A 22991-nucleotide genomic window follows, 5' to 3' on the forward strand; every position below is an offset into this window, starting at 1 on the left:
ATAATTATAATTAGAAAAATCGAAAAAATAATAGCATATAACTGTTTTATTTCGAAGCGTTCCCATATAATAATAGAGTAGATTAAAGCCGAATTACTGAATTAGGAGAGATTTTTCATGAATACATATGGCAATGCAAAAGAAACGATAGAATTAATTCAACAATTAGTATCTATCCCAAGTCCTTCAGGAAATACAAAAAAAGTAATTGACTTTTGTGAGCAATACTTAAAAGAAACAAATGTAGAAATGAAAAGGAATCGTAAAGGTGGACTTATTGTCACTATTCCTGGAAAAAATACAAATCAGCATCGTATGCTGACAGCACATGTAGATACACTAGGTGCGATGGTAAAAGAAGTGAAATCAAATGGTCGCTTGAAATTAACGATGATTGGTGGGTTCCGCTGGAATTCAGTTGAAGGCGAGTATTGTAAAATTGAAACTTCTTCAGGGAAAATTTACACAGGAACAATTTTAATGCATCAGCAGTCTGTTCATGTATATAAGGATGCCGGGAAAGCTGAAAGGAATGAAGAGAACATCGAAGTTCGAATCGATGAAAAAGTTTTGAATGAAGAAGATGTACGCGCATTAGGTATCGAGGAAGGAGACTTCGTTTCTTTTGATCCTCGGGTAGAAATCACTGAATCCGGATATATAAAATCCCGTCATTTAGATGATAAAGCAAGTACAGCTATTCTTTTGAGGTTAATAAAATTTATTAAAGAAAACAATTTAGAGCTCCCTTATACAACCCATTTCCTTATATCTAATAATGAAGAAATCGGCTATGGTGGGAACTCTAATATTACTCCTGAAACAGTGGAGTATTTAGCGGTTGACATGGGTGCTTTAGGAGATGGGCAGGCTTCTGATGAATACACAGTATCAATATGCGCCAAGGATTCAAGCGGCCCTTACCATTATGGATTACGTAAGCATCTAGTGAATTTAGCAAAGGAAAATAATATTGGATATAAAGTGGACATCTATCCTTTTTATGGATCTGATGCTTCTGCAGCCATTCGTGCGGGATTTGATATCGTTCACGGATTAGTAGGACCAGGAATTGAATCATCCCATGCGTTTGAAAGGACACATGAATCATCCATATTTAATACGGAGCAATTATTATTTGCTTACGTACAATCAGAAATAGTAACATGCTAGAACGTTTTTGAACCTTAATGATTAAATCGTTAAGGTTCTTTATATATAGAAAGGGAGAGACATGTTCGTTTAATAATATCTAAAATAGCTATATTTTTCGGAATATTATCAAAAAAACAATTGAAATATATGTTAATCAATGATAATATATCCATGAACTATTTGGATAGAAAGGACTCGTTACTGTTTATGCCAACATCTACTTTGTAATGGACAAAAAAATTGGATAAGACCCTTCGGAAAACTAACGTTTTTCACCTAGGGAGGAGTCTGTCTATTAATCCCATTACAAAGGAACGGAACGAATCTGTAGTATGGAGCTAACAGGGGTTCTCTTTTTGGGGACCTCTTATTTGTGTTTAAATTGTAATCTAATTTTTCTTTTTAAATACTGATCGATACTAACATATCCAAATAGATGTGACGTTCCTTTATCTTATATTGTCTAGCTACAGCGCCTAGCCCCTCGAGGTCAAATGTTCTTTTACAGAGAAAGTCCAAAAGCAAACTTTCACTGTAAAAGAACATTTGCTTGTCGGGGCTGAGCAAGGCGCTTTCGCTTTTCTAAAGAGGTGAAGGAAAGTGCAAACTTTAGAATTATCTTGGAGTTTAATACATTCAACAAATGATGAAGTGATTGTTCGTTATTGTAAGCATTGTGGGAAAAAAGTCGAGTTTAAAGACTCTCTCATAAGAAGACACAATTCAAATGGAAAAAATACTTATAGATATGCAATTTATAAGTGTGAAAAAGATCATACTTGGAATAAAAAGTTGAGTATTTATAAGGCTTATACAGAACACGCAATAATAAAAGAAGAAATCAATGATGTGGGAAAAGAAGAGATTGAAATCATTGATATAGAGTCTGTTGCAAAACAAGGTATAAGCCAGATTTGTATAAAAATTATTCAAGCTTCAGAAGGATATCGACTAGATAAGCTATTAGCTGAAAGGGTTCAAAACTGGAACCGATCAGAGATAGTTAAGAAAATAAAAAATGGTCGAATACAAGTAAACTACGAGTTTTGTAAACCAAGTCAAAAGATTATAGAAAACAGTATCATTTCAGTCATGTTAACTTAAGGAGATGGAGAAAAATGAAGGCTCGAGCATTAGGGATAAAAGTAGGCAGTCTTCCCACAGGCAGCAAAAATTGCATAACAGATGTAAACGGTATCAAGGTGGGGCATCTAACATTAAACGAAGATATAAATAATGAATGCATTCGTACAGGGGTAACCGCTATATTACCTCATGAAGGAAATATTTTTACTGAAAAAGTTCCAGCCGCCTGCTATGTGGCGAATGGATTTGGAAAAACAACAGGGCTTATCCAAGTTGAAGAACTTGGGTGTCTTGAGTCTCCAATTTTGCTGACGAATACCTTTAGTGTTGGACCCGTACTACAAGGTACACTACAATACATGCTGGAACAGAATCCGAATATAGGTGATACAACGAGTTCAATTAATATAGTGGTTGGAGAATGTAATGATAGTTATTTAAATTCCGCTCGTCTTCTTGCAGTAAAACCTGAGCATGCTATACAAGCGATTCAGGAGGCGACGATAAATCAAACTGAAGAGGGATGCATTGGTGCGGGAACTGGGACAATGTGCTTTGGTTTTAAAGGAGGAATTGGAAGTTCATCAAGAATTGTTTCAACTGATGAATTTTCATATACAGTTGGGTTGCTTGTCCAAAGTAACTTTGGAACCAAAGAAGAGTTTCGCTATATTAAATATACTGAAAAAGACAATGCTGAACGACCCGATGGCTCCATCATGATGGTTTTAGCTACGGATGCACCGCTGTCAGATCGACAGTTAAAAAGATTAGCAAAAAGATGTATTGTTGGGCTAAGCAGGACTGGAAGCCATATTCACAATGGCAGCGGTGATGTTGTCATAGCATTTTCCAATGCAGAAAAAATCCGACATGATGATCTAAATGCTGTAGAAAAGAGAATAGTATTAAGAGATGATCACCCCATTATGAACCTTCTTTTCCAAGCGGCTGCAGAAGCGACAGAAGAAGCTATACTAAATTCGTTAACACAGGCTGAAACGACGACAGGGAGAAAAAATCGAGTCGCTCAAAAAGTTCCGATCTATGCTCTGGAAATATAGAGAACTCGTCAACCTTTTAATCAAAATATAAAGGCTTAAGATAATGTGTAAATAACCATTGTTTTAAGTCTTTTTTTTATCCAAATAATGAATATGTTTTTTCTCCACTACTTTTCCATTATAATATAAATTGATTGGAGGAATGTCTGGATGAAAATACGTAAAACAATGCTCAATGAATTTGAGTTAAACATATTTATATATGAAAATAAAAAGGATGAATTTTTTGTAGTGGCTATTCCGACAATTGAATGGTCTACAACTTATACATATGATGACTATGGAGATGAGTTATTAGAGAAATTAGTTGCTTCATTAAAGTTAATAATCGATGAACAAGAGGCTCAAAACTTAGCACATCGGATTTATCAATGGACAAGAGAAATGTGAATTAGAAGTTAGAGTTAGATTAGAAGAAATCGGCGAATGGCCGATTTCCTTATTTCTTTTAAAAAGAACATATAAAGGTGATTCCAATGTAAAAAATGAAAAACGAAAATAATATATAAATTTAAATCTACAATGAAAGGATTTTTACTACATGACTTCTTTGAGAGATGAGGTTCTATCAAGAAGAACCTTTGCAATTATATCCCACCCGGATGCCGGGAAAACAACCTTGACTGAGCAATTACTATTATTCGGCGGAGCGATTCGTGCAGCTGGAACGGTAAAAGGGAAAAAGTCAGGGAAATTTGCAACATCAGACTGGATGGAAATTGAAAAACAGAGAGGAATTTCGGTTACTTCCTCTGTTATGCAATTTGAATACGATGGAAAACGTGTGAATATTCTTGATACTCCTGGTCACCAGGATTTCAGTGAAGACACATACCGAACATTAATGGCTGTTGATAGTGCGGTGATGATTATCGATGCGGCTAAAGGGATTGAGGAACAAACTCTTAAACTTTTTAAAGTATGTCGGATGAGAGGGATTCCGATTTTTACATTTATTAATAAGCTTGACCGTCAAGGAAAAACCCCTCTTGAGCTATTAGCGGAATTGGAAGAAGTCCTTGGAATTGAATCGTATCCAATGAACTGGCCAATAGGGATGGGAAAAGAATTTTTAGGTATTTATGATCGTTTCCATAATCGAATCGAACAGTTTCGTGTAGAAGAGGATGATCGCTTTATACCTCTTAATGAAGAGGGAGAAATTGAAGGAGATTCACTAATTAAACAATCATCTCTTTATGATCAAGCATTAGAAGAAATTCTCTTACTAAATGAAGCAGGAAATGAGTTTTCGAAGGAGCGTATAGCTGCCGGCACTTTGTCTCCAGTATTTTTCGGTAGTGCTCTAACAAACTTTGGTGTACAAACATTTCTTGAAACATATCTTCAATTTGCTCCATCACCACAGCCAAGAAATTCAGATGTGGGGATGATTGATCCGACAAATGAAGAATTTTCGGGATTTGTCTTTAAAATCCAAGCAAATATGAATCCTGCTCATCGCGATCGGATTGCTTTTGTACGAATTTGCTCTGGTCAATTCGATCGTGGGATGAATGTTACACTATCAAGAACAGGAAAATCAATGAAATTATCCCAATCCACTCAATTCCTTGCTGATGATCGCAGTACGGTAAATACGGCAGTTAGCGGCGACATTATCGGACTTTATGATACAGGTACCTATCAAATTGGAGATACGATTACATCAGGAAAGCAATTATTAAATTACGAAAAGCTTCCACAGTTTACACCGGAGCTATTTGTTAAAGTATCTGCAAAAAATGTAATGAAGCAAAAACATTTTCATAAAGGTGTTCATCAGCTTGTCCAGGAAGGAGCGATTCAGCTTTATAAAACATATCGAATGGATGATTATATTCTTGGTGCCGTTGGTCAGCTGCAATTTGAAGTATTTGTGCACCGCATGAAGAATGAATATAATTCAGATGTTATTATGGAACCAATTGGATCCAAAATACCACGCTGGATTGATGAGGATCAAGTGAAGGAATCTCTTTCAAGCTCACGTAGCCTATTAGTTAAGGATCGTTTTGATAAGCCTTTATTTTTATTTGAAAATGACTTTGCTTTAAGATGGTTCCAAGACAAACATCCAGAAATTCGTTTAATGAATCCGATGGAATAATAATTTTCTAGGGCGGGTAAACATCCCGCCCCAAAAAATTATCCTTGAATAATTTTTTATTCATGGTATATTTATATATAAATACTTTATTGCACAAAAGCTTAAAAGCGTTTAAGTATAAAAGTTAATAGTATCTGCCAAAATAACGGACTTAAGTAATTCTATTGGACGCAGCAAAAAGAGACTGAATGGAAGGTGGAAATTCAGGCGGCAATAGAGGTGAAATACACCGTTAATAATGTTTGGAAAAAAAGAGTGAATGATAAAAATCATTAACTAGGGTGGTACCGCGGAGCTTCTTCGTCCCTAATTTGGGACAAGGATGCTCTTTTTGTTTTTTATGTATTAATTTCACTGCATCATAGGAGGTCTTCAACATGATCAATATTAAGAAAGCATATACACCATCAGTGATAGAAGCGCTGATTTTAACCATCATTATTGTAGGTTTAATAAGCATAAGTATTATAAAATTTTCAGCTGCACCACATATTCCAATCTTATTTTCTACCTTTTTGCTACTTTTCTATGGGCTAATAAAGAGGATTCCATTTAAAGTATTAGAAGAAGGGATGACAAACGGAGCAAAATCAGGACTAGCTGCTGTTTTTCTCTTTTTTCTAATAGGTCTATTAATTGCTGCCTGGATGCTAAGCGGCACGATTCCAACTTTGGTTTACGCGGGCTTTCAAATAGTTTCTGCACATTTCTTTTATGCGATTGTTTTTTTGCTTACAGGTATTGTTGGAGTAGTAATAGGGAGTTCATTAACGACTACTGCGACTCTAGGTGTTGCATTTATTGGCATTGCTTCTGCACTTGATGCATCTTTAGCACTAACAGCGGGAGCCATAGTATCAGGAGCTTTTTTCGGCGATAAAATGTCACCATTATCTGATACGACAAATATTGCTTCAACAATGATGAAAGTTGACCTATTTGAGCATATTCGTAATATGGCTTGGACAACGATTCCTGCATTTATTATTAGCTTTATTGCTTACGCATTGTTATCACCTAAAGTAACAGCTACTGATTTTAGTAGATTATCAAGTTTTCAAGATGGCTTATTACAGACAAATTTGGTTCACTGGTACAGTCTCATTCCAATTGTTATGCTTGGAATCTTTGCATACAAGAAAGTTTCAGCATTTATTACCTTAGCTTGTAATTCACTATTTGCCATCATCCTTTCGTTTTTTCATCATATTCCATCTGGAAATGAGTTGTTGAAAGTTCTTTTTAACGGATATGTTTCAACAACAGGAAACGAAGCGATTGATAGTTTACTAACTAGGGGTGGGATAAATAGTATGATGTTTACCGTGTCATTAGTGCTTCTTGCATTAAGCATGGGAGGACTCACTTTTACATTAGGAATTATTCCTGTATTATTACAATCCTTGGGTAGGGTTTTAAATAAAGTAGGTTCTGTTATTACTGCAGCTGCTTGTACCGCAATAGGAATTAACATTTTGATTGGAGAACAATATTTATCGATTATTTTAACAGGAGAATCATTTCAGCGTCCTTTTGAAAAACTTGGCTTAGCAAATAAAAATCTCTCAAGAGTTCTAGAGGATGCAGGAACAGTTGTTAACCCATTAGTACCGTGGAGTGTTTGTGGGGTGTTTTTAACTAATGTTCTTGGTGTAACAACACTTGATTATTTACCATTTGCATTTTTTTGCTTACTCTCACCTCTGTTAACCATTTTATTTGGTATAACAGGAAAAACCATAACATTAAAAGAAGAAGAAAAGGTATCTGCTTAAGAAAAGTAAAAAATAACCTAGAAACTTGTTTTCAAACGCTATTTATATGATTTTACCTATTCATTAGAATATAAATTTCAAACTTGGAAAATATATGGATATGAATAGGAGGAAATAGCTATGGAAATTAATGATAGAGAAATGTTGGATTTTTCTAGTTTATGGATAGGTTTTTTAAATGATAGCTATCCCGATATACCTGTAAGTGGTGATTCGAAAGAAGGGTCAGGTCGACCATTAACAACTGACGAAGAAGAATCCTCTGAATTTTTATAAGGCAATTATGAAAAAAATTGAACCATTAGAAGCCATTTTGTGGAGTATTGCTTTACCGGGTTTTTCTCAATTATTATCAGGAGCACTTATTAAAGGAGTATTATTCGTTAGTCTTGAATTTATCATAAATTTAAAAAGCCATTTTAATACGGGAATTATGCTTAGCTTTTTAGGGAAAACAGCGGAGGCAGCCAGTATTATTGATTATCAATGGCTAATGTTTTATCCGTGTTTATATATGTTTGCTATGTGGGATGCTTACAGAATGGCTCAAGATAAACCAAAAAAATATGATTATATCCCTTTCGCATTCGGTGCTTACTTTGTTACGATCGGTCTTATGTATTCACCATTAGTAAGAGTAAAGAGTATTTTTTTTGGGCCTATTTTTTTACCGATGATTTTTCTTATTCCAGGTTTATTCATAGGATATATTATTCAATATGTACTATTATCGAAAAAAAGGAATACTACAAAATAATTTTTTTGAAACTGTAACCATTTTTATATTGTATAATATAATAAACTCCCTTATACTAATAATATAAATTTTATATCTTTTGACGAATGTCAAAGGGGAGTAGCGTTAGATGTCTAGGACATCTAAAACAAAGTCGTCATTACATGGGAACTTTTCCATCGGCTTTGTTGACATAATCTATGTCTAGCAAGACCTTTGCCTATAAGAGGCAAAGGTCTTTTTGTCTTTATAGGATTTTTCGTTAATTGATTTTTAAAATGAAAAGTAAAAACGCCTTAGTTTTTGTTTTTTGACCCCTGGTGCTAGGCGTTGTGCTGGAAATTAAAAAATTATAAGAGGAGAGATCTTATATGGACATTTCGATGTTACTAGAGTATGGTTGGGTATTATTAATATTGGTTGGTTTAGAAGGAATTTTAGCTGCAGATAACGCAGTAGTTATGGCAGTTATGGTAAAACATTTACCAAAAGAAAAGCAAAAAAAGGCATTATTTTATGGTCTCCTTGGTGCATTTGTCTTTAGGTTTACAGCCCTTTTCTTAATTTCATTATTAGTTAATGTATGGCAAATTCAGGCGATTGGTGCATTATATTTACTATATATTGCAGGGCATCATTTAGTGAAACGCTCTAAGGGAAAATTAACATTAGAACATCAAGAAAATAACAAGAAATCTCCTTCATTTTGGATGACTGTCTTTAAGGTTGAGATTGCAGACATTGCGTTCGCTATTGATTCGATGCTAGCTGCTGTTGCATTAGCGGTGACTTTGAAGCCGACTGGATGGTTTAAAATGGGAGGTATTGATGGCGGTCAGTTTTTAGTAATGCTTCTTGGCGGAATGATTGGGTTAGTGATTATTAGATTTGCTGCAAAATGGTTTGTAAATATACTACAGAAATATCCAAGTCTAGAAACAGCAGCATTCATGATTGTTGGATGGGTTGGAATCAAATTAGCAGTATTTACTTTAGCACATCCAAGTGTACAAGTGTTAGATAAGCATTTTCCTGAATCAATATTATGGAAACTTACATTCTGGACCGTCTTAATAGGAATTGCAGTTAGTGGGTATTTGGTTTCTCGTAAAAAAGACCAAGAGATCAGTCAAACTATGTAAAAATAGAATGTAACAAGTAATAAAACTGTTGGTACTAAAGCAACAGTTTTTTCTTTTCGTTTCCATACCCTCAAAAAAAGATAGAAGCATTTCGAAACTATATGGTGAAAAAAATAAAGCCTATGTCAAAAAAAGATTAACAAGAAATAGGTTTTTATTCAATTTCTTCCAGTATCACAATTTACCTCAATCGCTAGAAAAATGAATTAGATCTTTTCACATGAAACATTTTTGTAAATAGATAGAAAACTATAAAAACACTTCATTCATGCTATAATATGTTGCAGGATGAGGTGAAGTTAATGCTAAGTTTTTTATTAAAAGAGAAGAAAAAAACTTTAGAAGAAATGGCGATTTTGGCACAAAATGGTGATGAAAACATTTTAAATCAATTACTACAAGATTATCAACCATTCGTTAAAAAAACGGTTTCTTCAGTATGTAAGCAGTATATTAGTGATAGTGATGATGAATTTAGCATTGGACTAATCGCCTTCCACGATGCCATTCTTAAATTTGATAAAAACAAAGGTGCTTCCCTTCTATCTTTCGCTGAAGTAATTATTAAAAGAAGGGTAATTGATTTTCTTAGGAGCACAAAAACATATAAAGAATTAAGCCTTGATCTAAGCCATAGTGAGGATGAGAATGTCACTACACTTTCATTTGAGGATACTCGGTCTGTTGAGGAATATTATCGGAAAATCGATAATGAAAAGCGGAAAGAAGAAATTAGTCGTTTTGGAAATGTGCTGCAAACATATGGATTACAATTTAAAGACTTAATGGAACAATCACCAAAACACGAGGATGCAAGGTTAAATGCTATTGCAGCAGCAAAAATTTTGGTTGAAGATGAAACACTTCTTCAATATTTGAATGAAACAAAACGTTTACCGATAAAATTACTAGAAAAAAGAGTAGATGTTAGTCGTAAAACGCTAGAACGAAATCGAAAATATATTATTGCTATTGCATTGATTATCTCAAACGATTTCGTTTATTTAAAGGAGTACTTAAAAGGGCGGTTACCAAAATGAAAAAGGGTGTCATTTTAGAAATAAAAAGTCAGTATTTAGTTATGCTGACCCCTGATGGAGAATTTCTAAAAGGGAAGAAAGCCGGCAGCAATTATCAGGTTGGTGAAGAAATCTATTTTTATACATATGATGCTATATCAAAACAGAAAAGATATACATTATGGACATTAACCTCAAGCATAGCTGCGGTCTTTCTCATTAGTATCATGCTTTTTAACCCTTTTGAGAAGGATAGAGCCTATGCATATGTGACGATGGATATGGATCCAAGTATTGAATTTGTTTTGGATAAAAATTTACATGTGATTGGTACAAATGCCTATAATCAGGCCGGAGAAAAAGTATTATCATTAGTGAAAATTGGTAAAAATCAATCATTTACAAATGCTGCAAAAACTATAATGAATACATGTGATTCGATGGGGTATTTAAACCGCCAGCAAAATATTGTCATTGCATCGATTACAAATGATGAGAAACATGATAATGATCATCGTCTTGAAAAAGAAGTTAAGAAAATTCGAACTGCTGCAGAAAAAATAAAGGCTAAAATTGAAATAGTCAAAGGTTCAATGAAAGAAAGAAACACTGCAAGAAAAAAAGGAATATCAGCAGGAGAATTTATTATTAATAAAAATAAAACCAATAAAACAAAATCCAGCCCATCAAGTCAAACAATTAATATGGACAAAAATACAGTGGTAAAAACTGCTGATAGCAATAAGAAAATGTCATCCAATAAAAATACAATGAAATCCACTGTTGATACATTTAAAGCGGAAAATAGACTTCTAAAGAAAGAGTTGGTTAAGGAAAACGAAACAGAGAAGGAGAAAAAGTATTGGGAAAAACATCATGAAAAGTTAAAAGAAAAGAAAAAGAATGAAAAAAAACGTGAAAAGTTAAAAGAAAAGAAAAAGAATGATAAAAAGGCAATCAAGCAAGAAAAGAAAAAATGGAGAAAAGATGGTCATTTCAAGCATGATCATAAAGAGAGGGATAGAAAAGATAACCACAATTACGAGAATCGATATAAAAAGAACGCAAAACATAAAAAACAGCAATATGAAAAGGAAAAAAAACACAAAGAAAATCACAAACATAAATATAATAAACATGAAAACAAAAATAAAGAGCACGCATAGATTGATGATGCGAGCTCTTTTTTTGTAAATATTAACATTTTATTTATTTATTTGATTACCTGAAAGCTCTGATTGGGCTTGTTTCACAAGTCGTTTTGTTATTTCTCCCCCAACAGATCCATTTGCTCTTGAAACTGTATCTGAACCAAGATTTACCCCGAATTCTTGGGCAATCTCATATTTAACTTGATCTAAATATTGTTCCACTCCAGGAACTAATAATTTATTGCTGCTCCTTGCCATTTATATATTCCCCTTTCAAATAAAAATGATATTTCTGTATTTCTATTATGAGATAAATATTAATGAATCATGAATGGTAAAAGCTTGTAATGAATCTATTGGTGATGCTAATAATTGGCTCATTCATTCTTGATTATTTAAAGTTGTTCCGGAAAAAATATAAAAGTATGATAAAGGGGGCAAAAAGATGGCAAAGCGTAAAGCAGAAGTAAATGCAGCACTAAAAAATAGTCATACACCAAAAAAGAATTTGGCAGAAAGCGAATTTTCGGCAGAATTTGCTAATGGAGAAGAATCGATGAAACGTGCTAACCGAAATTCTAAACAAGGGCGTAAAGGGAAAAATTAAATGATAAAAAATAAAAATTCTAAAGAAGAATTTGGTGCAGAGTTTGGAGATATTAATGCTATCAAGATTTACGATCTGGCGTATAGAGAAAATAAAAAAAAGAACAAGGATAAAGAAAAGATCAAAAAATAAGCCGGTATTAAGCCGGCTTACTCTTATGAATAGGAAAAATCGAAGAAACTCCTGTTTTTGGATCGAAATAAATGAGCATATAATTGGAAGTCCTGTTGATTTCTCTAGAGTTTCTATAAACTTCTAAATCAAAAGGAAGCTGTTCAACTATTACATGTTTATTAAGATCTTTTTCAGATAAATGCAGCCCCATGAAATTTTCTCCTAACCGCTCAGGATTTGAAGAAATAATATCGAAAACACGTTTTCTTTCATCTTTACTTACCTCATAATTCCACCAAGGTTTACGAGGCTTATAACGTTGATTAAGAAGATAATCATATTTCATAAGTCCTTCAATAGTTTCTAAATGTTCCATTGCTTTCGGTTCTGTTCTTAAAAATGATTGTAATCTTTTAAACAAATCCTCTAGTTGATGACCAATTCGACTCCAACCTTTTTCCTCCCAATAACTACCGAATTTTTGGAAAAAGTCAAAAGGTGTTTCGAAAATATGAGTGACCAAATATTCGATTGTTTCATTCATACGATGATCATTCCAATATTTTTCAAGAACATCTTCAACTTGTTTAATACGAACGATATCGTCAAATGGGAGAATATTATTTCCTAATATTTCGTATGGTGCCTGATCCATATAAACATAATTGTGTTCCTTTGAACGAATTCGTAAACCAGTTCCTCTTAACATTTTCAAAAATCCAAGCTGCAGTTCTTCTGGCCTTAGTGCAAATACATCATTGAATGTTTTTCGAAAAGAGTGATAATCTTCTTCCGGTAATCCTGCGATAAGATCGAGATGTTGATCAATCTTACCTCCATTTTTAACCATCGTAACTGTCCTTGTAAGTTTTTCAAAGTTTTGTCTTCGCTTGACTAGCTCATTAGTCATATCATTTGTTGATTGAACACCAATTTCAAAACGGAATAATCCTTTAGGCGCATTATTATTTAAAAACTCAATTACTTCCGGCCTCATGATGTCGCCTGTAATTTCGAATTGAAAAACGGTTCCAGGCTTATGCTCGTCGATTAAAAATTGAAACATTTCCATTGCATAGCTTCTGCTAATATTAAACGTTCGATCAACAAACTTAATCGTTTTAGCTCCATGTTCCATTAAGAAACGAATATCATCCTTTATTTTTTCACGATTAAAATAGCGTACACCCACTTCGATGGAGGATAAGCAAAATTGACAATTAAAAGGACAGCCTCTGCTAGTTTCAATATATATTACGCGTTTTGAAAGATGTGGCAAATCTTCTTCAAATCGATAAGGCGAGGGTAGTTCCTTTAAATCAATTTTGTTGCGACCGGGATTAATAATTTTTTTACCGTTTTCAATATAACCAATTCCTTGAACATTCTTATAGTCTTTATCTCCTTTTATTTCATTAAGGAGTTTTTTGAATGTTTCTTCTCCTTCACCCATTACAATGAAATTAACCTCAGGTAAACGGTCGAGCCAATATGAAATATCATATGTTACCTCTGGACCACCGAGAACAATAATGAGATCAGGCATGATTTTCTTTAACATTTGAATGACTTTGATTGTTTCTTCTATATTCCAAATATAACAGCTAAAGCCAAGTACATCCGGCTTCTTGGTATATAAATCTGAAACGATATTCATCGCTGGATCTTTTATCGTATATTCCGCTAGCTCGACATGATATTCTGGTGCAGCAGAGGCTTTTAAATAGCGAATCGCTAAATTTGTATGGATATACTTTGCATTAAGTGTACTAGCAATAATTTTCATGAATTCTTATTACCTCTTCTTTCGGAAATGTGCATAATTATTGGCTTACGAAAATATTAGCCAATATTATCAATATGTTTATTTTATCGAAGTAAAGAGAAAAGCTCAATCTATGACAAGAACTTCGATAAAATTTCAAAATACGCAGGATTTTCCGATTTATTCTCGAAGATATCGTAATAGAAACGAGAAGGCTAAAATAAAACAATAGAAACAATAAATAATTAACATTCTTCAGTTCACAAAAACAAAGAACATATTAAATGAGGGGTGAATGCAATGATAAATGATTGTATGGAATTAAAAAGCAAATATAGAATAGCCCGTCAAAAAGGATTTAAATTAAAAAAAAATGCTGAGCTTTTTAAGAGTTTGTTTGATGAGGCAATTGATGGGATTGTTTTTTGGGATCAGGATGGTAATATTTTGATGGCAAATCAATCTGCCTTAAATATTTTTGAATGCACTTCCGAAGATTTTTTAACCAAAAAACTATGGGAGTTCGTTTTTAAGAAAGATGAGCAGTATCGTGATTTTATTCAACAGTTCTATGAGAAAAAAGCAATTCGCGATGAAACATTATTTCTAATGCCAAATGGACAGTTTAAATATCTTGAATTTACATCAAAGATGCATTTTGTCGATGGTTATAACATGACAATTTTTAGGAATAATAGCTACCGTTATCAAATGGAACAAAATTTAAGAGATAGTGAAGATCGATTTCGAAAGGTATTTGAAGGTTCATTTGACGGTATGGTCCTTTGGAATTGGAATCATCATGTTGTAGATATTAATCCAGTAGCTGCACATATTATGGGATTGTCAAGAAAAGATATAGTTGGCAGAGATTTTAGGGATGTCTATCAAAAGAATACAGCAGTTCGAAATGAATTAGAGAGTCATATAAATGAATTGATGGAATCCGGCACTGCAGATTCAGTTATTTCGGTAGTAAAATCTGGTCGATACTACTATTATGAAGTATGCTCAAAAGGTAATTTAACATCAAACCTTAATTTATCAGTAATTAGGGATGTGACAGAAAGAAGAGCCTTACAAGAGCAATTGCAAAAATCTGACACACTAATGGTTGTAGGAGAGTTGGCTGCAGGAATTGCCCACGAAATACGAAACCCAATGACAGCACTAAAAGGTTTTATTCAGCTGCTAGAATCAAGTATTAAAGAGGACCATTCTTTATATTTTAAAGTTATCACTTCAGAACTTAAAAGGATTGAATCTACCATAACTGAATTTCTCGTCCTAGCTAAACCACAGGATATCCAATATCATCATCACGATATTCACAAAATAATGATGGATACATTGGATTTATTAAAGGGACAAGCAATGATGCACAATATACAATTTGATTTCATTTTCGAACAAGCTTTGCCAAAAGTATTTTGTGAACCCAATCAAATGAAGCAAGTTTTTATTAACATTATTAAAAACGCAATTGAGGTTATGCCAGACGGCGGAACGATCCGGATACAAATTCAAAAAGGAAAAAGAAACTTTGTTCACGTAATTATACAAGATGAAGGAGAAGGCATCCCGAAAAATAAAATAAAAAAGCTCGGTGAGCCATTTTATACTACGAAAGAAAGAGGAACAGGTCTGGGACTAATGGTTAGCTTCAAAATCATAAAGGACCATAAAGGAATTATTGATGTTGAAAGTAAAGTGGGTGTTGGAACAAAATTCCATATACACTTACCTGCAAATAAATAGAGCGTAGTATTAAGAAATCGGCTATTTTGCCGATTTCTTCTAAATATATTAAAAGGATCTATATTTTAATCATTTTTTAATAAATTTCTGGTAGAGTGTATATGACCAAATTTTGTAGAGGGATAGTAAATTGGATCTGTAATTGTCGAATATAATATGTATTATTTGTAGATTTTTAGGTAATTTTTAAAAGGTTTGTCTAATATTGCGAATCTATTTACTTTTATGACAATACCTGCGATAATTCACAGGGTAACCCGAAATTTTAGGGTAACAGAACGAAATTGAAGGAGAATGAAAAAAGTGTATATAAATAAGATAACCCAAAAAAGTTACTTAAGACAAATACAACAAAAAAGGGAAGAAATGATTCGTCTAGGAAATAGATTTGGTCTTACAAATGAAAAGACAATTGCTTCTAGTCAAGAGTTAGACGAGCTACTAAATGAATATCAACATCTATTTCAACAGGAAAAAGTAAGTAAATTAGAACCAATCGTTATTAAAGAGATGTCATTTATTATATATAAAAAGAATCCAAAAAATAATAAAATAAAAACGGGGAATTATAAAGAATTAAACGTAATTTAACAGTTCATATATAATTTTTAATGTTGGTTTGTTTTCGATACATCAAGAACCTCCTCCATTATTGTCATTATCGTATTTGACTGCATACACTGATCATCCTCTAAGTACAAGCTTCTATAACCACATTTTTTAAAAGGTAAGGTAAGTATAAAATTTAATAAGGATATTAGACATGAAATGTATCTGCTATGTCTAGCTCCAGCGCCTATCGGCTAGCGGATTTCTCCGTCTCCTCCCTACGATAAGTCAACATCGGCTCGTGAACTACCTCACCGTGTTTCCTTTATCTCAGTCGAAGACTACGAAATTCGTACGCCGATGACCAAGGCGATTACGCTTTTCCAATATAACCGATTAAATAGAAAGGTTAATCTCCAGAATAAGAGATTAACCTTTAAAAATAGGGAGGGAGATAAGTACTTCCGTCCCTTTATTTTTTTCACTTTTAATGGAAATTTGCCCATTAAAAGATTCAATAATTCTTTTACAAACAACTAACCCTAACCCAGTTCCATGTTCTTTCGAAGTGAAAAATGGAGTAAAAATTTTTTCCATGTCATCTTCTGTTATTCCACTTCCACTATCAATAATTGATAATTGAGCTACACTGTTATCGCTGTCTAGCCTTATTCTTAAATTCCCTTCATTTGACATTGATTCTAAAGCATTTTTTGTAATATTTAAGATTACTTGTTTTAATTGATCTTTCGAGGCCAGTACGATTATATTCTCTGAATTGATTTTATATGAATAATGAACATTGAATAAATTTGCCTCTGAATAAATCAACGGATTCAAATCATTTATTACATGGTCTAAATGAATTTTTTCTATCTTTTGAATGGTTGGTTTTCCAAGGATTAGAAACTCATTTACAATTTGATTGATTCGATTTATCTCCTTATTTACTACAGAAAAGTAAAATTGATCTTTCGGATCTTTATATTTTTCTGACAGTAATTGGACAAGACCTTTAATTCCGGTAAGCGGATTTCGTATTTCATGCGCTGTGCTGGCAGCAAGAGTTCCAACTAATTCAAGTTTTTGTGTATCGTTTTGTATTCGTTCACGTTCTGCCTGTCTTTTAATTGACAAGGAATGGAAAAATAAATATATCACATGGATGATAGTGGTGATAATTAGAAAAAAAACAAAAGTATTATTAAATATAGAGTTAATTTTAGGCACTTTATGAATCAAAGTAATTTTCCACGGTACCCTGTCAAGAGGAAGAGTTACTCTTTTATCGGCTTCTTCATTAAAAATTTGATTATTAGTAGAGAATATCGGGACTCCTTTCTCACTCTTAAATTGAACAAATGTGTTAGGAGTTAACAGTTGGATAATATTTGCGATATAATCTGTTCGGATATGTGCAACAATAGAAGCCTGTACAACATTATCTTTTATCACTGGCGTAACAATCGCTATTACCTTTTGATTGTTTGATAGGCTTTCTACCTGGTCTGAAACAACTGATTGGTGTGTAACATTCATTGTCTTAATATAGCTTTTGTCTTTTAAACTATATTGTTTTAAATAGTCATTCGTACCTGTTGTGACATTTCCTTTTTTATCCAAAAAATAAATGCCGCCATATCTAGGATCCTTTTCACTCATTTTTCTGAGTGCCATTTTTACATCTGTAATTTTAGAAAAATTTGATTCGAACGTTATGGCCAATACCTCTAAACTTTTTATTGTTTCACCGATAACCTGATCCATCTGTCTTTGGTAGATAGTAGCATCTCGTTCCACTTGCCTGCAAGATTTATCATCATTCACCTTATAACTATAATATCCATAACATATAGTCAACAATAATGCAGGGGCAAGAACGAGAAAAATATATAAGGCTATTTTTTTTCGTTTATTTTTCATTAGTATCCCTCAGTATAAATAATTACTACTTAATCATATTATAAATGGAGCAAAAAGAATAGAATTCTTAATATTATATTAAAATGATTATCTTCTACTATGTATTGTAACTAATGAAATTTCCTTTTAAAATGGGGGAATTTCAACGAAATAGTGTTGACAACTCGAAAGAATCTTGCCTATAATGACTTTAATTTTTGAAAGAGTAAAATGAAAAGGAAATGATTTAATGGATAAGGATGTTCAACAATCATTAAAATTATTTATTGTTTTATCAAGAGCATATCGTGCGGTTAATGAATATACTAATGACTTTATTCAAAAGAATGGATTAAACCCTACAGAATTTGCTGTACTTGAATTACTGTATCATAAAGGAGATCAACCATTACAACAAATTGGGGATAAAATTTTATTAGCTAGCGGTAGTATTACATATGTTGTTGATAAACTTGAAAAGAAAGAGTTCATAGCAAGAGTTGCTTGTGCTGACGATAGAAGGGTTACATTTGCGCATATTACTGAAAAGGGGAAACAATTTATTGAATCCATCTTTCCTGAACACCAAAATCGGATTAACCAAGTCATGTCAGTTCTAAGCTCTGAGGAAAAAGAAGCTGCTATTTTGTCTTTAAAAAAAGTTGGATTAAATATTCGAAATTTACCCGAGTGAAAAAGCATTTCTATTTAGAAGTGTTTTTTTTTTGAAAATGAGAGGATTTTTCTTTACTTTTAGCGAAGTATTAAAGGATTGAATAAATTTAGTGAGGTGCTAATAATGACTCTAAAGTTCGAAGATTACGAATATAAAAGACCGATCATTGAAGAAGTAGAAGCTGCTTTTCATGCAGAGCTTGAAAAGTTCCAAAATGCGCAAAGTGTTGAAGAACAAAGTGAGGCAATGAATAAAATTAATGAAATTCGTAATGAAATAGGAACGATGTACAATATTTGCTATGTAAGACACACGATTGATACAAATGATGAGTTTTATAAAAATGAAAATGATTATATGGATGAAATTGCACCAATTATTGAGGGATTTAGTTCTAAGTACTATGAAGCATTAGTATCCTCAAAATTTCGTTTAGAGCTGGAAAGTAAATGGGGGAAACAGTTGTTTGATTTAGCTGAAGGCCAGCTGAAAACTTTTTCACCTGATATTATTCCTCTTTTACAAAAGGAAAATAAGCTTTCTTCTGAGTACACTAAGCTTGTTGCATCAGCAAAAATTATGTTTGAAGGGGAAGAAAGAACCCTTGCACTTATCGATCCATTTATGGAATCAAAAGACCGTGAAGTGAGAAAAAAAGCAAGTGAAGCAAAATTTGGTTTTTTTGCTGAGCATGAAGAAGAATTCGACCGTATTTACGATGAGTTAGTAAAGGTAAGAACAGAAATTGCGAATAAATTAGGTTTTAAGAACTTCGTTGAACTTGCCTATTATCGTATGTCCCGTACAGATTATAATGCGGAAATGGTTGCAAAATTTCGTGAACAGGTAAAAGAATACATTGTACCACTTGCATCTAAATTACGTAAACGTCAGCAGGAACGCATTGGTGTTGATTCCTTAAAATTTTATGATGAAGGATTTGAATTTGTCTCTGGAAATGCAACGCCAAAGGGTTCACCAGAATGGATTATCGATAATGGTAAACAAATGTATTCTGAGTTATCGAAGGAAACAGATGAATTTTTCACATTAATGAATGAGAATCATCTAATGGATTTAGTTGCGAAAAAAGGCAAGGCAAGTGGTGGATACTGTACTTATATAGAAGACTACAAAGCACCATTTATTTTCTCTAATTTCAATGGTACTTCTGGAGATATTGATGTTTTAACACATGAAGCGGGTCATGCATTTCAAGTGTATTCAAGTCGTCACTTTGAAATCCCTGAATATAACTGGCCGACCTATGAAGCATGTGAAATCCATTCGATGAGTATGGAATTCTTCACATGGCCGTGGATGGAATTATTTTTTAAAGAGGATACAGATAAATATAAATTTTCACATCTGAGCAGTGCACTACTATTTTTACCATACGGTGTTGCTGTTGATGAGTTTCAGCATTTTGTCTATGAAAACCCTGAGGCAACACCTGCTGAAAGAAAGCAGGCATGGAAAGATATTGAAAAGAAGTATTTGCCACATCGTGATTATGATGGAAACGAATATTTAGAGATGGGTGGATTTTGGCAGCGACAAGGCCATATTTATAATTCACCATTTTACTACATTGATTATACACTCGCGCAAATTTGTGCTTTTCAATTTTGGAAAAAATCACAGGAAAATCATGAAGAAGCATGGAAAGACTATATTCACTTATGTAAACAGGGGGGCAGTAAGTCCTTTACTGGCTTAGTGAAAGAGGCGAATTTGATTTCACCATTTGAAGAAGGCTGTGTAGCATCAGTCATTGATACGATTCAAGAATGGTTAGATCAAGTTGATGATAAAGCATTATAAAGGTAAAAAAAGGAGAAAAGCCATAAGCTTTTCTCCTTTTTTGCTATACTTCATCATTAGATTTCACTAATATTGTAGAATCATTATCTAAAGCTGCAATCAATCTTTTTTGCTCAGGATGATCTAAGAGAAAGTCTGCAATACTATCTTCTAGCTGTTCTTGAATAACACGTCGTAAAGGTCTTGCACCAAAGGCAGGATGGTATCCTAATTCAGCAAGTTTTTCCTTCACTTCAATTGTAACTTCAAGTGTAAGCTGTTGCTCTGCTATTGTTTCATTTAATTCATTTAGCATTAATTCAACGATTTCTAAAAGATGTTTTTTGTTCAATGATTTAAATTCAATAATATTATCAAATCTGTTTAAGAATTCTGGTTTGAAAAAGCTTCCTAGTGAATCAAGGATACTTGTTTCTTTTACAGCATTGCTTATATCAAAGCCAACTTGAATTTCTTTAGTCGCAACACCTGCATTGCTTGTCATGATAATAACTGTATCTTTAAAGCTTACTGTTCGTCCTTGGCTATCAGTTAATCTTCCGTCTTCTAAAATTTGAAGAAACATATGTTGAACATCAGGATGAGCTTTTTCAATTTCATCTAAAAGGATGATGCTGTAAGGATTTCTTCGAACTTTTTCAGTTAATTGTCCTGCTTCATCATGTCCAACATAGCCTGGAGGGGACCCAATTAATTTGGATACACTATGTTTCTCCATGTATTCACTCATATCAAGACGAATCATTGCCTCTTTTGTACCAAATAATTCTTCAGCTAATGTTTTTGTTAATTCTGTTTTTCCTACACCAGTAGGGCCCACAAATAGGAATGAACCAATAGGACGATTTTTTGATTTTAAACCAGCACGACTACGTCGGATGGCTTTTGCTATTTTTTTAACAGCTTCATCTTGGCCAATTACTTTTTTTGCTAAATTAGCTTCGATGTTTTTCATTTTTTGTTGTTCATCATCCTGTAGTTTACCGACTGGTATTCCAGTTTTTTGTTCAATCATTTCTTGAATAAGAGCAATATCAACTACTGCTTGGGTGTTTTTTCCTTCAGATTGGAGTGATTTTTCTAGATTTTCTTCTTCATCACGTAATTTTGCAGCAGTTTCATAATCCTCTTTTGAAAGTGCAATTTGTTTTTCTTTGTCTATTTCTGCAAGACGTTGTTTCACATCACCTTCACTGCTAGTACTTAATGTTAGATTTAATTTTGACCCCGCTTCGTCCATTAAATCAATGGCTTTATCAGGAAGATAGCGGTCTTGTATATAACGGTGAGATAAGTTTACACAAGCTTTTAATGCTTCTTCTGAATATTTTACTTGATGATAATTCTCGTATTTTTCTTTTAAACCATTTAAGATGTGAATTGCCTGTTCCACTGTTGGTTCACTTACTTGTACTGGTTGAAAGCGTCTTTCTAATGCAGCATCTTTTTCAATTTGGCGGTATTCCTTCAATGTTGTAGCACCAATTACTTGGAGTTCGCCTCTTGCTAGAGCTGGTTTTAAAATATTACCTGCATCCATTGAACCTTCAGCTGAACCTGCACCTACTAACAAATGAATTTCATCAATAAATAAGAGAATATTTTTTCGGTTTTGTAATTCACTTATTAATTGCTTCATTCTTTCTTCAAATTGACCTCGAATACCTGTATTAGCAACTAATGAAGCAACATCCAATAAATAGACTTCTTTGTTTTTAAGCTTAGCAGGTACATTATTTTCGACAATTTTCAACGCAAGTCCTTCTGCAATTGCAGTTTTCCCAACACCTGGTTCTCCAATTAGCACAGGGTTGTTTTTATTGCGCCTATTTAATATTTCAATGACTCGATTAATTTCATCTTCACGGCCGATCACTGGATCAATTAAACCTGTTTTCGCAATGTTTGTTAAATTTTTACCGTATTGATCTAGAAAGCTATTACTACCTCCGTTTTGAACTGGTTTAGTAATTCCTTGTTTGTTCATTTCAGAATTTGAGATGTTTCCAAAACTATTAAATAAGTCTTCAAACCCATTAAATGATGGCATTCCGCCAAAAGGAGTGGACTTCATAACAAACTCCTTTTGATAGCATTCTGAACATAGATGTAGATTTTGTGAGTTTCCATTTATGTTTACACGTAGTTGAATGTTTGCATTATTAAGTTGACATTTTTGACATTTCATAAGTGCATTCCTCCTTGAAATAGCAATGCAATTTTTTTGTAATTTAAACTGTTTGATCTTGACTAACCTTGACCATTTGGATAAAAAATAATTAAGGTTTTATTGAGATGGATGTTTATTTATTTTGACCATCTTTGACCTTATGGACCCATCATACACCAATTTTTTATAGTTGTAAACCATTTTTTTGACCTTTTTTGACTTTTAGTAAGGCTTTGTTAATGAATGTTGCTGTTTCTAAAAAAATCTGTAGGATATGCGTTCAGATAGTTTTACTACGTAAAGAAACCGCTTCAAGCATACCCTACACGTGATTTTATTTAAGATGACCAATAACAAAGTCTAAGAAATAAATTATTCTTGTAGTATT

The 22991-nt window shown here is 33.1% G+C and carries 21 protein-coding genes and 1 riboswitch; of the genes, 17 read left to right on the forward strand and 4 right to left on the reverse strand.

Annotated features, from left to right (window positions below; genetic code table 11):
- The first annotated feature begins 117 nt into the window (after nucleotides 1-117).
- The 11 genes from ACQKP0_RS19345 to ACQKP0_RS19395 all read left to right on the forward strand — a co-directional run bounded on the left by ACQKP0_RS19345 (nucleotide 118) and on the right by ACQKP0_RS19395 (nucleotide 11253).
- Complete coding sequence (locus tag ACQKP0_RS19345; RefSeq protein WP_427407473.1) at nucleotides 118-1173, forward strand: M42 family metallopeptidase; 1056 nt, start codon at nucleotides 118-120, stop codon at nucleotides 1171-1173.
- 582 nt (nucleotides 1174-1755) lie between these two features.
- Nucleotides 1756-2259, forward strand: a complete 504-nt coding sequence (locus ACQKP0_RS19350) for a S4 domain-containing protein (RefSeq protein WP_427407474.1) — start codon at nucleotides 1756-1758, stop codon at nucleotides 2257-2259.
- Nucleotides 2260-2273: 14 nt separating this feature from the next.
- Nucleotides 2274-3305 (forward strand): P1 family peptidase, encoded by a 1032-nt coding sequence (locus tag ACQKP0_RS19355; protein WP_427407475.1) that lies wholly within the window; start codon nucleotides 2274-2276, stop codon nucleotides 3303-3305.
- 150 nt (nucleotides 3306-3455) lie between these two features.
- Entirely contained in the window at nucleotides 3456-3695 is a 240-nt protein-coding gene (locus ACQKP0_RS19360) for a YueH family protein (protein WP_427407476.1), read from the forward strand.
- Between the two features lie 151 nt (nucleotides 3696-3846).
- Entirely contained in the window at nucleotides 3847-5415 is a 1569-nt protein-coding gene (locus ACQKP0_RS19365; protein ID WP_427407477.1) for a peptide chain release factor 3, read from the forward strand.
- Nucleotides 5416-5792: 377 nt separating this feature from the next.
- On the forward strand, nucleotides 5793-7190 hold the full coding sequence (gene nhaC, locus ACQKP0_RS19370; RefSeq protein WP_427407478.1) for a Na+/H+ antiporter NhaC: 1398 nt from the start codon (nucleotides 5793-5795) through the stop codon (nucleotides 7188-7190).
- A 120-nt stretch (nucleotides 7191-7310) separates the two neighbouring features.
- A complete protein-coding gene (locus tag ACQKP0_RS19375) occupies nucleotides 7311-7466 on the forward strand; it encodes a hypothetical protein (RefSeq protein ID WP_427407479.1) in 156 nt (51 codons plus the stop codon).
- A gap of 7 nt (nucleotides 7467-7473) precedes the next feature.
- Nucleotides 7474-7947: a hypothetical protein gene (locus tag ACQKP0_RS19380; protein ID WP_427407480.1), complete on the forward strand. Its 474-nt coding sequence runs from the start codon at nucleotides 7474-7476 to the stop codon at nucleotides 7945-7947.
- An 82-nt stretch (nucleotides 7948-8029) separates the two neighbouring features.
- Nucleotides 8030-8198: riboswitch (yybP-ykoY riboswitch) on the forward strand.
- Between the two features lie 99 nt (nucleotides 8199-8297).
- On the forward strand, nucleotides 8298-9068 hold the full coding sequence (locus ACQKP0_RS19385) for a TerC family protein (protein WP_427407481.1): 771 nt from the start codon (nucleotides 8298-8300) through the stop codon (nucleotides 9066-9068).
- A gap of 302 nt (nucleotides 9069-9370) precedes the next feature.
- Complete coding sequence (gene sigI / locus ACQKP0_RS19390; protein ID WP_427407482.1) at nucleotides 9371-10108, forward strand: RNA polymerase sigma-I factor; 738 nt, start codon at nucleotides 9371-9373, stop codon at nucleotides 10106-10108.
- The gene (locus ACQKP0_RS19395; RefSeq protein WP_427407483.1) at nucleotides 10105-11253 is read left to right on the forward strand and encodes an anti-sigma factor domain-containing protein; all 1149 of its coding nucleotides are present in this window, start codon (nucleotides 10105-10107) and stop codon (nucleotides 11251-11253) included. The genes sigI and ACQKP0_RS19395 overlap by 4 nt, the downstream gene beginning before the upstream one ends.
- Nucleotides 11254-11292: 39 nt before the next feature.
- On the opposite strand, the gene ACQKP0_RS19400 is transcribed toward ACQKP0_RS19395, so the two are convergent.
- Entirely contained in the window at nucleotides 11293-11496 is a 204-nt protein-coding gene (locus tag ACQKP0_RS19400) for a small, acid-soluble spore protein, alpha/beta type (RefSeq protein WP_427407484.1), read from the reverse strand.
- 187 nt (nucleotides 11497-11683) lie between these two features.
- Here ACQKP0_RS19400 and ACQKP0_RS19405 point away from each other — a divergent pair, with 187 nt between their 5' ends.
- Together ACQKP0_RS19405 and ACQKP0_RS19410 are read left to right on the forward strand one after the other, a co-directional pair.
- Entirely contained in the window at nucleotides 11684-11845 is a 162-nt protein-coding gene (locus ACQKP0_RS19405) for a hypothetical protein (protein ID WP_427407485.1), read from the forward strand.
- Nucleotides 11846-11977, forward strand: coding sequence for a hypothetical protein (locus tag ACQKP0_RS19410; protein ID WP_427407486.1), 132 nt, complete (start codon nucleotides 11846-11848; stop codon nucleotides 11975-11977).
- A 7-nt stretch (nucleotides 11978-11984) separates the two neighbouring features.
- On the opposite strand, the gene ACQKP0_RS19415 is transcribed toward ACQKP0_RS19410, so the two are convergent.
- Nucleotides 11985-13745 carry a B12-binding domain-containing radical SAM protein gene (locus ACQKP0_RS19415; RefSeq protein WP_427407487.1) on the reverse strand — a complete coding sequence of 587 codons (1761 nt, stop codon included), beginning with the start codon at nucleotides 13743-13745 and terminating at the stop codon, nucleotides 11985-11987.
- Between the two features lie 279 nt (nucleotides 13746-14024).
- On the opposite strand from ACQKP0_RS19415, the gene ACQKP0_RS19420 reads away from it, so the two are divergent.
- Both ACQKP0_RS19420 and ACQKP0_RS19425 read left to right on the forward strand, forming a co-directional pair.
- Entirely contained in the window at nucleotides 14025-15482 is a 1458-nt protein-coding gene (locus ACQKP0_RS19420; RefSeq protein ID WP_427407488.1) for a PAS domain-containing sensor histidine kinase, read from the forward strand.
- 303 nt (nucleotides 15483-15785) lie between these two features.
- Nucleotides 15786-16073 carry a Spo0E family sporulation regulatory protein-aspartic acid phosphatase gene (locus tag ACQKP0_RS19425; RefSeq protein ID WP_427407489.1) on the forward strand — a complete coding sequence of 96 codons (288 nt, stop codon included), beginning with the start codon at nucleotides 15786-15788 and terminating at the stop codon, nucleotides 16071-16073.
- Nucleotides 16074-16460: 387 nt separating this feature from the next.
- On the opposite strand, the gene ACQKP0_RS19430 is transcribed toward ACQKP0_RS19425, so the two are convergent.
- Entirely contained in the window at nucleotides 16461-17954 is a 1494-nt protein-coding gene (locus ACQKP0_RS19430) for an ATP-binding protein (protein WP_427407490.1), read from the reverse strand.
- Nucleotides 17955-18183: 229 nt separating this feature from the next.
- Between ACQKP0_RS19430 and ACQKP0_RS19435 the strand changes: the two genes are divergently transcribed.
- Both ACQKP0_RS19435 and ACQKP0_RS19440 read left to right on the forward strand, forming a co-directional pair.
- Nucleotides 18184-18627: a MarR family winged helix-turn-helix transcriptional regulator gene (locus ACQKP0_RS19435; protein ID WP_427407491.1), complete on the forward strand. Its 444-nt coding sequence runs from the start codon at nucleotides 18184-18186 to the stop codon at nucleotides 18625-18627.
- A 105-nt stretch (nucleotides 18628-18732) separates the two neighbouring features.
- Nucleotides 18733-20433, forward strand: coding sequence for a M3 family oligoendopeptidase (locus ACQKP0_RS19440; protein WP_427407492.1), 1701 nt, complete (start codon nucleotides 18733-18735; stop codon nucleotides 20431-20433).
- A gap of 43 nt (nucleotides 20434-20476) precedes the next feature.
- Here ACQKP0_RS19440 and ACQKP0_RS19445 read toward each other — a convergent pair whose 3' ends face one another.
- The gene (locus tag ACQKP0_RS19445; RefSeq protein WP_427407493.1) at nucleotides 20477-22621 is read right to left on the reverse strand and encodes an AAA family ATPase; all 2145 of its coding nucleotides are present in this window, start codon (nucleotides 22619-22621) and stop codon (nucleotides 20477-20479) included.
- Between the last annotated feature and the right edge of the window lie 370 nt (nucleotides 22622-22991).

The sequence above is a fragment of the Heyndrickxia sp. NPDC080065 genome, from assembly GCF_050281185.1.
GTDB lineage: Bacteria > Bacillota > Bacilli > Bacillales > Bacillaceae_C > Heyndrickxia.

What these genes read in the sequence shown, in the direction of transcription:
- ACQKP0_RS19395 (WP_427407483.1), top strand. Translation starts at nt 10,105, where the DNA reads ATGAAAAAGGGTGTCATTTTAGAAATAAAAAGTCAGTATTTAGTTATG.
- ACQKP0_RS19420 (WP_427407488.1), top strand. Translation starts at nt 14,025, where the DNA reads ATGATAAATGATTGTATGGAATTAAAAAGCAAATATAGAATAGCCCGT.
- ACQKP0_RS19410 (WP_427407486.1), top strand. Translation starts at nt 11,846, where the DNA reads ATGATAAAAAATAAAAATTCTAAAGAAGAATTTGGTGCAGAGTTTGGA.
- ACQKP0_RS19415 (WP_427407487.1), bottom strand. Translation starts at nt 13,745, where the DNA reads ATGAAAATTATTGCTAGTACACTTAATGCAAAGTATATCCATACAAAT.
- ACQKP0_RS19440 (WP_427407492.1), top strand. Translation starts at nt 18,733, where the DNA reads ATGACTCTAAAGTTCGAAGATTACGAATATAAAAGACCGATCATTGAA.
- ACQKP0_RS19430 (WP_427407490.1), bottom strand. Translation starts at nt 17,954, where the DNA reads ATGAAAAATAAACGAAAAAAAATAGCCTTATATATTTTTCTCGTTCTT.
- ACQKP0_RS19385 (WP_427407481.1), top strand. Translation starts at nt 8,298, where the DNA reads ATGGACATTTCGATGTTACTAGAGTATGGTTGGGTATTATTAATATTG.
- ACQKP0_RS19400 (WP_427407484.1), bottom strand. Translation starts at nt 11,496, where the DNA reads ATGGCAAGGAGCAGCAATAAATTATTAGTTCCTGGAGTGGAACAATAT.
- ACQKP0_RS19435 (WP_427407491.1), top strand. Translation starts at nt 18,184, where the DNA reads ATGGATAAGGATGTTCAACAATCATTAAAATTATTTATTGTTTTATCA.
- ACQKP0_RS19345 (WP_427407473.1), top strand. Translation starts at nt 118, where the DNA reads ATGAATACATATGGCAATGCAAAAGAAACGATAGAATTAATTCAACAA.
- ACQKP0_RS19355 (WP_427407475.1), top strand. Translation starts at nt 2,274, where the DNA reads ATGAAGGCTCGAGCATTAGGGATAAAAGTAGGCAGTCTTCCCACAGGC.
- sigI (WP_427407482.1), top strand. Translation starts at nt 9,371, where the DNA reads ATGCTAAGTTTTTTATTAAAAGAGAAGAAAAAAACTTTAGAAGAAATG.
- ACQKP0_RS19405 (WP_427407485.1), top strand. Translation starts at nt 11,684, where the DNA reads ATGGCAAAGCGTAAAGCAGAAGTAAATGCAGCACTAAAAAATAGTCAT.
- ACQKP0_RS19365 (WP_427407477.1), top strand. Translation starts at nt 3,847, where the DNA reads ATGACTTCTTTGAGAGATGAGGTTCTATCAAGAAGAACCTTTGCAATT.
- ACQKP0_RS19445 (WP_427407493.1), bottom strand. Translation starts at nt 22,621, where the DNA reads ATGAAATGTCAAAAATGTCAACTTAATAATGCAAACATTCAACTACGT.
- ACQKP0_RS19380 (WP_427407480.1), top strand. Translation starts at nt 7,474, where the DNA reads ATGAAAAAAATTGAACCATTAGAAGCCATTTTGTGGAGTATTGCTTTA.
- ACQKP0_RS19375 (WP_427407479.1), top strand. Translation starts at nt 7,311, where the DNA reads ATGGAAATTAATGATAGAGAAATGTTGGATTTTTCTAGTTTATGGATA.
- ACQKP0_RS19360 (WP_427407476.1), top strand. Translation starts at nt 3,456, where the DNA reads ATGAAAATACGTAAAACAATGCTCAATGAATTTGAGTTAAACATATTT.
- nhaC (WP_427407478.1), top strand. Translation starts at nt 5,793, where the DNA reads ATGATCAATATTAAGAAAGCATATACACCATCAGTGATAGAAGCGCTG.